10 protein-coding genes are annotated in these 12,178 nt (G+C 60.1%); 8 read left to right on the top strand and 2 right to left on the bottom strand.

All coding sequences use genetic code 11. The annotated features are described in order from the left end of the window. The first annotated feature begins 209 nt into the window (after positions 1–209). On the top strand, positions 210–443 hold the full coding sequence (locus tag M0D64_RS26505) for a hypothetical protein (RefSeq protein WP_266259876.1): 234 nt from the start codon (positions 210–212) through the stop codon (positions 441–443). Between the two features lie 976 nt (positions 444–1,419). Continuing rightward, positions 1,420–1,842, top strand: coding sequence for an ACT domain-containing protein (locus M0D64_RS26500; RefSeq protein ID WP_154566614.1), 423 nt, complete (start codon positions 1,420–1,422; stop codon positions 1,840–1,842). A 235-nt stretch (positions 1,843–2,077) separates the two neighbouring features. On the opposite strand, the gene M0D64_RS26495 is transcribed toward M0D64_RS26500, so the two are convergent. Continuing rightward, entirely contained in the window at positions 2,078–2,887 is an 810-nt protein-coding gene (locus M0D64_RS26495) for an IclR family transcriptional regulator (protein ID WP_266259875.1), read from the bottom strand. Positions 2,888–3,077: 190 nt separating this feature from the next. On the opposite strand from M0D64_RS26495, the gene M0D64_RS26490 reads away from it, so the two are divergent. The 6 genes from M0D64_RS26490 to M0D64_RS26465 all read left to right on the top strand — a co-directional run bounded on the left by M0D64_RS26490 (position 3,078) and on the right by M0D64_RS26465 (position 9,200). Beyond that, positions 3,078–4,064: a hydroxymethylglutaryl-CoA lyase gene (locus M0D64_RS26490; RefSeq protein ID WP_266259873.1), complete on the top strand. Its 987-nt coding sequence runs from the start codon at positions 3,078–3,080 to the stop codon at positions 4,062–4,064. Then, positions 4,061–5,335 carry a CaiB/BaiF CoA-transferase family protein gene (locus M0D64_RS26485; RefSeq protein ID WP_266259872.1) on the top strand — a complete coding sequence of 425 codons (1,275 nt, stop codon included), beginning with the start codon at positions 4,061–4,063 and terminating at the stop codon, positions 5,333–5,335. The genes M0D64_RS26490 and M0D64_RS26485 overlap by 4 nt, the downstream gene beginning before the upstream one ends. Positions 5,336–5,418: 83 nt before the next feature. Next, positions 5,419–6,729, top strand: a complete 1,311-nt coding sequence (locus M0D64_RS26480; RefSeq protein ID WP_266259871.1) for an MFS transporter — start codon at positions 5,419–5,421, stop codon at positions 6,727–6,729. Further along, positions 6,726–7,868 (top strand): amidohydrolase, encoded by a 1,143-nt coding sequence (locus M0D64_RS26475; protein WP_266259870.1) that lies wholly within the window; start codon positions 6,726–6,728, stop codon positions 7,866–7,868. The genes M0D64_RS26480 and M0D64_RS26475 overlap by 4 nt, the downstream gene beginning before the upstream one ends. A gap of 392 nt (positions 7,869–8,260) precedes the next feature. After that, complete coding sequence (locus M0D64_RS26470) at positions 8,261–8,551, top strand: hypothetical protein (RefSeq protein WP_266259869.1); 291 nt, start codon at positions 8,261–8,263, stop codon at positions 8,549–8,551. A 505-nt stretch (positions 8,552–9,056) separates the two neighbouring features. Then, positions 9,057–9,200 carry a hypothetical protein gene (locus M0D64_RS26465; protein ID WP_266240655.1) on the top strand — a complete coding sequence of 48 codons (144 nt, stop codon included), beginning with the start codon at positions 9,057–9,059 and terminating at the stop codon, positions 9,198–9,200. Positions 9,201–9,527: 327 nt separating this feature from the next. Here the strand turns inward: M0D64_RS26465 and M0D64_RS26460 are convergent, their stop codons facing one another. After that, positions 9,528–11,498, bottom strand: a complete 1,971-nt coding sequence (locus tag M0D64_RS26460; RefSeq protein WP_266259868.1) for a lytic transglycosylase domain-containing protein — start codon at positions 11,496–11,498, stop codon at positions 9,528–9,530. Positions 11,499–12,178: the final 680 nt, after the last annotated feature.

The following is a 12,178-nucleotide window of genomic DNA, read 5'->3' as shown; positions in this document are numbered from 1 at the left end:
AGGCACCGTCACATTCCTGTGGTCGATGGCAGGCATCGAATAACCCTTAACGAACTGAGCCGGACGTCATGCGGCTCAGTTCGGCCAATCTCGGTCACTCGACAGCCTGCCTCAGATTGCTGACAATTCGATCCAGCACAATGCGTTGAGAACGGGCATCGTGGTTACATCCAAACTTCAGAATCTAGTCAACGAACGGACTAAGGCCGATGAATGAGCGTTACAGCGTGGAAACCTTGAAAAGGACAGTGGCGCTCATCCAAGAACGTTTTCACACGTCGATTACTCATTCAGAGCGGCTCGCTGCCGCCGCACTGAATGGCATCGATGCACATGGACTTGATCCTGACGATTGGGCCACCGTGGTAGCCACTGTCGACGTCGTTGTCCGAGCTTGGATTTGTGGCAATGGAACAAATCCTGTGGGTATCGCCGATAAATAAATGGACTTTTGCTTTCAATCTAGATGGAAAGAGGAATTGGTCTGCATCTGCCCGCTCGGGAAATTGGCGTTTGAGATGCCAATGGGTGTTCCATCTGTCTATATCCCCTCAGAACAGGCTTGGCAAGACTCCGCTCCAGCGTGGGCCGTGCCATATTGGCAAGAGTTGCATTTGCAATTGGCGAAGTGGTGTGCCGATCATGGGTTTCCGCTGCATGTCGATAAGTCTGCAAGCGTCTTTGTCGCGTGAACAGCGTGGCGGATGACCCTCGCGGGAACGGCTGCTATCGGCAAACCTGAAGGTCCGCTGAGGGTCGACAAGGGTCCGTCGGATACCAGTACCGGCAACGGCAGACCGTCCCAACGGACACCCCTTTGTATGACTTCTGTATTCTCGTTGAGGGCATCGATACGCTCCTTTACACGGATTGGTCCTACGGGGCGTGGGCGTCGCGGAGTTCCGCACCAAGGACGAAGCTGCGATAGATGTCGCTGCGCCCGAGCAGGCGCAACGGCGGACGGAGCTGGACCGGGAGCCTCAGAAACACCGGGCGGTCCCGAGGTTCTAAGTGGGAGCAAGTCCGAGCCGCAGGCGGTACCTATCGGACCTGTTTGCAGCCGTGGGCGCGGGGCTCTTAAGCTACGCATGCTCCGGTACGGACTTATGCAGGTGGCAGACCAATCCGCGCTAAAAATGCGGTGAATCGCTGGGAAAGGTCTTCTCGGAATAGGTCCGACAAGCGACACACAAAGCTCTTTGTTCGGATGCTCTCGAGGTAGGCAAGCGTCGCATGACGACAAAACGAAACGAGTAGTTTCCTAGGCGCACAGTGCCGGCGTTGCAGAGCATGAACCCCGGCAGTGCCGGCCCGGGGATTCCGGGCATTCCCGTGTCTCGCTTACGCCGCTGGCCTTGCTCGCGTGCCGTTGATGAAGTAGATTTTAATTGGGAGATGGATCAGGCGGGAGGGGCTGCCATGGAACTGAGCGTAGAACGCGTCGATGTTTGGGCAGCTACCATCGATGACAAACCGGGAGGGCTTGCGCAAGTATTAAGCGCTTTGCGGGATGCTGGCGTAGACCTGCAGTTCGTCATCGCACGTCGCACGCCGGAAGCATCGGGCAAAGGGGTCGTGTTTGTCGCACCGCTGCAGGGGGAGAGGGAGATCCATGCCGCGACACAGGTCGGGTTCGCAGTCACTCCGAGCCTTCACTCCGTCCGTGTAATGGGCTTGGACCAGTTGGGGATCATCGCGCAATTGACCCAGACGCTGGCCGACGGGGGGATCAACCTCCGCGGCGTTTCCGCTGCTGTACTTGGCACACAGTTCATTGCTTATCTCGCGGTCGACTCGTTGGACGATGCCGAAAAGGCGATGGACATTCTACAGAGGGCCTGAAGAACCCCTGCCGGACCGCGAACTGGCGTGGATCTTCCTATCGAGGCGACTGGGTCGCCCTGTCTGACACGACTGCCCTGAGCAACCACTTCAGATCGACAGACTGCGCAGCCGTGCGTGCACGCGAGCGCGAAGCGACCTGGTCTCAGTTCGGCCACTTCCAGCCATTCGTCCATATGCTCAACCGGGACACACGTAGGGCAGCTCCGCTCCGACATCGGTCATTCGACGAACCTTACGCCGTATTACGTGCGTTTAGATTCTCGCTCGGAAGAAATCCCTCCTCCGTGGTTCTCGCAATACTTGCATCAAATCGATCACCCCTGCCACCCAGCGCCACGGTCGCACGCTTCGCGCATTCGAGCAAAGTCGTCAGAGCGACAGTGATGGTCGATGCCATGTCAAATCTGGCCTTCGGCCCCGACAACGCAAGCGCTCCCACCAGGTCGCCCGTCGCGCCGAAGACTGGCACAGAAGCCGATGCTGTTTCCGGATCGCGCTCGCCGTGCGACACAGCCCATAATCGTTCGCGTACCTCTTCCCAGCGTGGATCCTGAGTATCTGTGAACGCCAGCAGCACCTTGCCGGACGCGCCTTTGTTGATCGGAAACTCTTCGCCAATGCGGATTGACACGCGTACGGCGCGAGTTGGTTCGACGCGAAAGAGCACCAGTCGCTGGTCGCCCTGCCTCACATACAGCGAGGCGGTTTCCCCAAGATCGCGACTCAATCGCTGGAGGATCGGCTCAATGACCGGCCCCACCTGGAATGATCGCTGGTAGAGCGCCGCAAGGCGCAGCGGCTGAGGTCCAATTGCGTACTGCCCGTCAGTTAGCTTGCGGATAAATCCGCCATGCTCCAGGGCGCCCAGCAGACGCAATACCGTGCTCTTGTACAGATCGGTACGGCGCGACAGTTCTGCGAGTGACAACTGGTCATCGGTCGGCCCGAAAGCGTTGAGAATCGCGAACGCACGATCGAGCACCGCGACACCGCTAGACCCCCCGTTCGCTGCCGCGGACTCCGAAGGCGTCACTTCCTGCATCTCGGTGGACACGTCCGTCTCCTTTATCAAGTTTCCGTAGCCCGACTGTATCGTTCTATCTCGTAGAACGCAAGTTCTAAAATATCTCGAGAAAGCGGGTTTACCCACCTTAAATTTCCAAAGTTTTGCTCCTATAGTTCTATCTCATAGAACGACGTTCTTCCAGGCAGACTGAGCAAAGGAGCTTACTTTGAATATTTCCCCTGCATCCAAGGTTCTTGTCAGCGAAGTTGGCCCGCGTGATGGCCTTCAGAGCATCACGACCGTCATGCCTACGGCTGCCAAGCTCCGTTGGATTTCTGCGCTGGCCGCCGCGGGGCTGAAGGAAATCGAGGTTGGTTCCTTCGTGCCCGCGAAGCTGCTTCCCCAGATGGCCGACATTCGTGAAGTTGTCGCCCATGCATTGACGATCCCCGGCCTTCATGTGGCGGTGCTTGCGCCGAACCTGCGTGGTTCGCAGGGCGCCTTCGAAGCGGGCGTGCATAAGGTCACATTGCCGGTTTCGGTGACCGAGGAGCACTCGATGGCGAATATCCGCAAGACGACCGCACAGATGATTGACGAAGTACGTGAGGTTGTCGCCTTACGCAACGCGCAGTTTCCGGGCGTGCAAATTGAAGCCGGCGTGTCCGTCGCGTTCGGTTGCACGATCGCGGGTGCGGTCAGCGGCGACCAGACGATGCAGATGTGCCTCGCGATGGCCGAATGCGGCGTTGACGAAGTGGGTCTGTCCGATACCAGCGGCTATGCGAATCCCACCCAGGTCCGGAGCCTGTTCCGTCGCTTGCAGACCGAACTCGGTAGCAAGGCAGGTGGCGCGCACTTCCACAACACGCGCGGCCAGGGACTGGCGAATGTGGTCGCCGCCCTCGAAGCAGGCGTCACGACTGTCGACGCGAGCCAGGCGGGGCTGGGCGGCTGTCCCTACGCGCCAGGCGCGACCGGCAACATCGTCACCGAAGACCTGACGTTTCTGCTCGAAGCAATGGGCTATGACACCGGCATCGATATTGATGCCCTGATCGCTGCACGCGCGATTCTTGCCGAAGCGCTACCGGGCGAAGCGTTGTACGGGCATGTGCAGGACGCGGGCCTGCCCAGAGGATTTAGGTATGCAGATGGGCGTACGCCGAGCGCGACGCAACCGGAAGGATGTCTTAAGGGAGTTACGCAATGAGCGAAATTCAGTCGAACCAATCCCTGCCGTACAGCGGCGTGCGTGTGATCGAGATGACGCACATGGTAATGGGGCCTACCTGCGGCATGGTGCTGGCAGACCTCGGCGCTGAGGTTATCAAGGTCGAGCCGATCCTCGGGGACAGCACGCGCGCACTGCGTGGATCGGGTGCAGGTTTTTTCAGCACCTTCAACCGGAACAAGAAAAGCATTGCTGTTGACGTGAAAGACCCTCGCGGGGTCGAAATCGTACACAAGCTGCTCGCTGGCACAGACATCTTTAGCGAGAACTTCAAGAGCGGCACGATGGACAAGCTTGGCCTGGGATACGCAGCGCTGTCAAAGCTCAATCCCCGCCTTGTCTATGTCTCCCACAAGGGGTTTCTCCCCGGCCCTTATGATCATCGCACCGCCCTGGACGAGGTGGTGCAGATGATGGGTGGCCTCGCCTATATGACCGGACCTGATGGACGGCCGCTGCGTGCTGGCACCAGCGTCAACGACATCATGGGCGGCATGTTCGGTGCCATCGGCGCGATGGCTGCGCTCGCCCAGCGCGAGCGCACTGGCAAAGGTCAGGAAGTCCAGAGTGCGCTGTTTGAAAACAACGTGTTCCTCGTTTCACAGCACATGATGCAGTACGCCGTGACGGGTCAAGCTGCGGCACCGATGCCCAGCCGCATATCCGCATGGGCCGTGTACGACGTCTTCTCCGTCAAGAACGGCGAACAGATTTTTCTGGCGGTCGTGTCGGACACGCAGTGGGCCCTGTTCTGTGACGCATTCGGTCTCTCCGAGCTGAAGTCGGATGAGCAGATCGCCACCAACAACCAACGGGTTCAAGCTCGCGACTGGCTGCTGCCGCAACTTCGCCAGCACATGGAAACCTTCACCGCGGCGGAAATCAGCACAATCTTCGAACGTATCGGCTTGCCGTATGCGCCGATTACCAGACCGCAAGACCTGTTTGACGATCCGCATCTGCTTGCTACCGGCGGGCTCGCCGATGTTACGTTGCCGCCCGATGCCAGCGGCGCGGGTAAGCCCGTCTCCACGCGAACCGCGCTGCTTCCGCTGACGCTGGATGGTGAGCGGTTGCGCCTCCGTGCAGCCCCGCCCGCACTCGGACAGGACACGCAGGCGCTACTGTCGCAGCTTGGATACACCGACGACGAACTGAGGCAGTTGATCGATGCCGGTGTCGTCAGATGCCAGAACTGGCAGTCGGGCGACCAATCGAGTCCTTCGGCCAATGAGCTTGCCAGCGCCTGACGCGGGAAAGCATCGCAAAAAAAGCTGCACCGCGCCGACCGCAATACGGTCAGGTTTGGTCAGCGAAATGTTTGGAGACGACCATGACATCCATTTCCCCGGGCATGACGGCTGACCGTCCCGCCAAATCCTCCCTCGAACAGCACGCCGTTAGAAAGGCTGCGTGGCGCTTCATTCCGCTTCTCGCGTTCGCGTACTTCTTCAACTATCTGGACCGGACCAGCGTCGGCTTCGCGGCACTAACGATGAACCACGACCTGGGACTGACGGCGACCCAGTTTGGTTGGGGGGCCGGCATCATGTTCGCGGGCTATTGCATATGCGAAGTCCCAAGCAACCTTGCGCTCTACCGCTTCGGCGCGCGACGTTGGCTTGCCCGCATCATGATCACCTGGGGTTTGATGGCTGCGGCCACGGCGCTCGCCGTCGGGCCGACCAGCTTCTACGTGATCCGGCTTCTGCTCGGTATCGGCGAAGCCGGTTTCTTTCCCGGTGTGATCTTCTTCCTTGCCGTCTGGTTCCCGCCGAGCTATCGCACACGCGTGCTTGCGTGGTTCACCGTTTCCACGCCGCTGTCGTCCCTCGTTGGCGGTCCGCTCTCGACGTGGCTGCTTCAGATGGACGGTGTACTTGGACTTGCCGGCTGGAAATGGATGTTCATTGTCGAGGGATTGCCGGCATGCGTGCTGGGGTACCTTTTGCTTAAACTGCTTGCGGACAAGCCGGCCGATGCCACATGGCTCTCGCCGGAAGAGCGTCAAGCCCTGCAGGGCGCATTTGATCGCGAGTCCTCGGATAGCCACAAGAAGAAGGATTTTAGCGCCGCGCTCAAGGACGTGCGGGTTTACCTCCTCGCGGCGATCTCGTTTGGCTTCACGATGGGTTCTTACGGGATCGGTATCTGGTTGCCCCAGATGCTCAAAGCCCATGGCATGAGCGTAACGCAAACGGGCTGGGTTTCCGCGGTGCCGTACTTCTTTGCCACGATCGCATTGCTGTGGTGGGCGAAGCGGGTCGATCGTCGCGGCGGACACATTGCCAACCTCGCCGCAGGCCTTCTGATTGGCGCTGTCGCACTCGGTGTCTCGACATACTTCCATCAACTGTTGCCTGCGATGGTCGGCATTACGCTGGCACTGATCGGCACGATTGCGGGGCGCACGATTTTCTACACGCTGCCCGCGCGATTCCTGTCCGGCCAGGCAGCCGCTGGTGGACTCGCGTTGATCAATTCGATCGGTGCACTTGGCGGCTTCGCTGGTCCGTATCTCGTTGGCTATCTGAAGGACAGCTTTGGAACCTTCACTGCCGGGATGCTCGGTCTGGCGGTCGTGCTCGGTATCACGACGTTGCTGACGCTCTCGCTTTATGCCTTTAATCGGGGTGAACAATGACGGGCACGCTTCATTCGCCGATGCGCCGCCGAGTTCTCCGGTTCGCTGCGGCGTCGATCGCCGGTCCCACCGTAGCCGCCGTAGCCGCCACGCAAGCACTCGCCAAGGAAGAGGGACACCCCATGAATCCGACCAGTAACTACCTGCCCGTCCGATCCGAATGGCTCGCCTCCGGGACCGAAGCAGCGCTTGAACCGGGGATGCCAATCATCGACGCGCATCATCACTTTTATGATCGTCCGGGCTGGACCTATCTGCTCGACGAATACCTTCACGACGCACAGTCCGGGCACAACATCACGGCGTCGGTGTTCATGCAGGGGCTCACCCATTACCGGCAGTCCGGGCCGGAGGAAATGCGGCCGGTAGGCGAGACCGAGTATGTGGCTGGCGCGACAGCACCTACGCAGACCAACAGGCCACAGGTTGCGAAAGGGATCGTCGGGTATGCGGACCTTCGTCGTGGTGCGGCGGTGCGCGATGTCCTCGAAGCGCACGTCCAGGCCGGACAGGGCCGGTTTCGCGGCGTGCGGCATCTTGTGACCTGGGATGCCGACCCGACACTGGTGAATCCAGTCTCGGCGGCACCGCGCGGATTGCTGCTCGATCGCGACTACCGCGCGGGTGTGGCGCAGTTGGGGCGACTGGGTCTTTCTTACGATGCGTGGCTCTTCTTCCCGCAACTCCCGGAGCTGTTCGATCTGGCGAAGGCCTATCCGGACACGCCCGTCATCATCAATCACTGCGGCGGCGTCGTGCGTATTGCGAGCTATGAGGACAAGCGCAAGGAAGTATTCGACACCTGGTCGCGTTCCATGCGCGAACTGGCGCAGTTGCCAAACGTATATGTGAAAGTCGGTGGGCTGGGGATGCGAATCAACGGCTTCGGCTTCGAGAAGGGTGAGCGGCCCCCGTCGTCCGAACAACTCGCCGAAGCGTGGAAACCGTGGATGCACACTTGTATCGAGACGTTCGGCGCTGGGCGCTGCATGTTCGAGAGCAATTTCCCGGTGGACAAGGGCTCGTACCCGTACAGCAACGGCTGGAATGCGTTCAAGCGCCTGACCGCACAGGCGAGCCCTGGCGAGCGTCAGGCTTTGTTCAGTGGCACGGTAAGTAAGGTGTATCGCCTCGGCTGATCGTTCCATTGACTGGCTGCGGAGATGCTGTTGGCTTGTCCCACGCGTTTGACGCCAGAATGTCTGTTCTGCAGCCGGAACTTGTCACCGGCAGCTTTCCATCCTGAAGGTCCCCTTCGGGTCGACATGCGACGCTACCCGCTGAAGAGCCGGTCGCACCCCGCATACGTGCGATGCGGCTCGGCGATTCCCACGTAACCGCGTAAGGTTGCGCCCCGCAAAATATCCGCCCGCCCACTTTCTAGCCGCGCGCGGCCCGGCCCCATTTTTAGCAAATTTTTCGTTCTTTCGATGGCGACGGATTAACTCCAAAATTGGCTTCTTTTTAACGGATTGGACTCCCCCATCGTCGGCGCACACTGACATCGTGCCAATCGCGCAGGGAGCCTGAAATGTCTTTCCGCCACCACCAAAGTTACCAGTTCGAAGTTGGCCTGCCGGACGTATCTATGTCCGATTGGAATGGTCCTTCGCCGTACTCCGACGCGGGCATGATGCGCGGCCTGCACCTCGCGTCGGAGTCCGTGTTGCGCCTCGCGACGCAGACTCACAACGCCGTCGCACGTGACGACACGGTGGGTGCGGAAGTAGCGCGCGTATCGCTCGAAAAGCAGCTGGCACTGACCACGTGCCTGATCGATGAGCTATTGCTCAAAGGTACCGACCAACCTACGACACATTGATTGGCCGTCAGGCCAGACAGAACTAATCGCAGTGTCGAACTTCTGAAGACTGAAATGAGTGCCTTGACCGTAATTCTCAGCATTTGGACGATGGTAGCTATCTGCGCGATCCTCTTCATCCGCGGCGCCAGCCCGCGCGTTGAGCGGACCACCAAATCGCCGCAACGCCGCCCGGCGCGCTTTTCAATCTCTGAGTAACGGCGATCAGCCTGCCAATGCGGCGGCCGCCGCGGCCGCTTCTTCGCCCTCAACAGCGTCCATTCTTTTTCCGCTCATCAACGTTGAGTGTTCAACCCAGGACCTGCCGCCGTTTCACTGCACGGACGCAGCATCATGCCGCAAATGCAGCGCGACTACTGCAGACGGCATCAGCCCAACCAGCCTGCACGTAACGGTTGACGGCAACGACGTACTGAACGGTGCACAGGGTTTCCGTGCGCTGTCGCCGTTCTTCAATTTCACGGTTCCTGCAGATAACATCCTTGGATCGGGCGCTGGACCCGGCATGTCGATCAGCGATGGGTACTGGGTGATGCTCAAACCGCTGTCGCCCGGCCAGCACACGATCAGATTTGGTGGTAGCTTTGTACGCGGTCCGGGAACTGGTTTCATGGTGGACACGACGTACGTCGTCACTGTGTCGCAGTGATTGAAGCCCCGCCCGCTCAGGGCGGGATGCAGGTCATGATTTCAAAGGATCCTTCGTCAGTTCTGGTTGGCGTGGCTCCGATTCGATGACTGAACTCGTCGTACGCGGATGCCCTCCACAATCTGGCAATACTGCTCGAAAGACATGGCGACTCCTAGGGCTTGGTCCGTCATTTGAACGCAGATCGCCGGCTGACTACCTAAACGGCGCAGAAGATGGTTCCGTGTTGAGAGGTCATTCAGAGATAGAAGGATCGTTATACAGTGTCGCGTATGCAGCCGCACTTACTGCACCCAAGCGATCCGCGGATCAGCGTTGCGGACGATATCATCGGGGCTCGATTTGGCCAAGCCGCTCCGTCAGCGATTGCGGGTGGCCATCAAACAGCGCCGCGTAGTAAACCGTGTTCGACAATACATTCTTGACGTAGTCGCGGGTTTCGTTAAACGGAATTGTCTCCGCGAAAATCGCGCCTTCCACCGGTCGCGGCAGGTTGGCCTGCCACTTACGCGAGCGCCCAGGGCCGGCGTTGTAGCCGGCGGTCGCGAGCACGGCAGAACGGTCAAGCTGGTTGTAAATCATCGATAGATAGTACGTGCCAAGCAGGATGTTCGTGTCGATGTCGTTCATCCTGGCCCGCGAGATTGTACCGAGCCCGATCTTCCTCGCGACCATCTCAGCGGTGTTCGGCATCACCTGCATCAGGCCGCCCGCGCCAACCTCCGAGCGCGCATTGATAATGAAGCGCGACTCCTGGCGAATGAGGCCATACGCCCATCCGACGTCGAACCCGGTGGACCGCGTATCGCGCTCGACAATCGTGCGGAATGGCGCCAGGTAGCGCAGCGAAAAATCATGTTCCGTCTGCGTCCTGTCGGCAGTGCTCACAGCCCGGTCATAAAGCTCGATGCGACGCGCGTACTCGGCGACTGCGAGTAGTTGCCGGTCAGTCATGCCGCGCAGCTGCCAGTTCCACTCACGGTTGCCTTCCGTACGCAGGTGCAGCGCGTAAAAGCGTTCTGCCAGCTCGAAGCCTGGTGTCCGGCCAGCCCGCTCAACTTCTTCGTCGGTCACCTTGGTCTGCGGCGGGATCACGATCTGCCGGCCGAGCGCCTCGGAGGCCAACTGGCCATAGAAGGTGTAGTTACCCGCGATCGTTCGGAATTCCTGGTCGGCTGCCGCCACCTCGCTGCTCTGCTTCAACGCGCGCGCGTACCAGTAGACCCATGCTGGCTGTGCGCGCAGCGCGGCCGGCATCTGCTCGATCGACCAGCGCACCATTGTCCAATCCCCGGCCAGCAGCGCGCTGCGCGTGCGCCACTCGTAGGCCTGACTCGACAGGGGCGCGTTCGCCGACAGCCGGTACCAGTTCACCGCGCCCGGTAGCTGCCTGAGCACCGCCTGATAGGCGATCGTGCCCCAACCGATAGCCCGTTCTGCCAGGGTGAGCGACGGGGCGATTACGGTGAAGGTGGCCTCGGCGGCCTCCGGATCGCCGACCGCCAACTGTGTGATGGCGAGCAGCGCGAGTTGATGGGACGCTGCGTCCAGCTGGATGCCTTTCGCGAGCAACAGGCGTGGCTGGTTCGTCGCCTGCTCGAGGAGCAGCTGAGCCGGGCGCGCCGCGCCCAGCGCATCGACCAGTCTGCCGCCCGTCGTCCTCGCGCCCTGTTCATAGGCCTGGCGAATCAGCTGCCACCCATCGTCCGGAGTGAACTGCTGGTTACGGTCGAGCGCGGTGATCAGATCGACGCAGCCGTCACCGTACCAGTTCGGCTCGACGAGCAGCGCCCGCGCCGCGTCGGCCACATTTTCGCCTCGCGTGGCACGGGACTCGAGCGCATAGCACTTCACTTGCGTGTCGTCGTCCAGGACGAACTTTGAATATTGCGAATCGAAATCGTGCCAGTCGTGGCGCGCCCCGAGCACGCGAAGGTAGTCGTTGCGCAGACGGTCGGCAATCGCCTGTCCGTCGTAGCGTTGCAGAAATGACAGCACCGGTGCGTCTGGCGCGTCGAGATTCGCATGCCCCGCGCCGTTGAACAGACGCGGCTTGATCTGGAAATAGCTGAGATAAGCCGGCGCCGGATAATTCGGAATCAAGCTTGCCAGGTGCGCTGCGCGCGCGGGATCGTTGTCGCGTGCAGCGTCATGCAACTTGATGAAAATCTGATCGTCGGCGGATAACGAGGTGAACGGGGTGGGATGTCTGGCTAGCACCGAGCCAGACATGACCAATGTCACGGCGGCAAGGGCAAGGCCGACCGTGCAAGACACCCGGTGAAGTCGTGTGGACATCGCTGTTTTCTCGTTGTTTCAGTGCAGAACATTGAACCAAAGCTTAGGCCGCTACCCGGCGAATCGAAGCTTCGAAAAACACAGGACTCAACCCGCAATTCAGCTCTTTGCGAGCCGGATGCCTGGGCCACATCGGCACTTGCGTGTCCGCTGTTTCGTAGCGTGGGCCGGGAGCTGGATTCGGCTATGCGATCCAGAAGGTCTTGAACGCGGCGTTGGTCGTTCTGGCCGGGATGCTCGCTTCTGGGTGGTTTTGGAGCGGAGGGTCGTCAAAGAGCAGCGAGGACTAAATGAAACGGGCACCCACCTGGGTGGAGATTCCTCCGCTTATGTCGAGAAAGACTCTTGACTGACCAGCGCGGCTAGAGCTCACGAGTGCTGCGAGTGAGGTGGTTGTTGGACCCAACCACGGTAGCCAGGCAGCGAGCGCGGGGGGCACGGCCGAGACCTTGGCTAGTCGGATGGAAGTCGAGATCGACGAACGTGGCCGAGTTTGTGATCTACATCGTCAAAGGCCGTGACGTTCGAAGCAGATCTTTATATGACCGCTTTGCGCGCTGCGCCAGTATTTAACGGAGCACGGTGGTCTGCGACGATAGACGGCCAAGCGTCGAGCGGCAGAGAAGGGTCGCGTTCTGCCGATTGCAGCTTTGCAAGGTTCGCATTGCGTATGCCCTTTG

The sequence above is a fragment of the Paraburkholderia sp. WS6 genome (genome assembly GCF_030464835.1).
Lineage (GTDB): Bacteria > Pseudomonadota > Gammaproteobacteria > Burkholderiales > Burkholderiaceae > Paraburkholderia > Paraburkholderia madseniana.
This window is presented reverse-complemented; position numbering and strand designations above follow the sequence as displayed.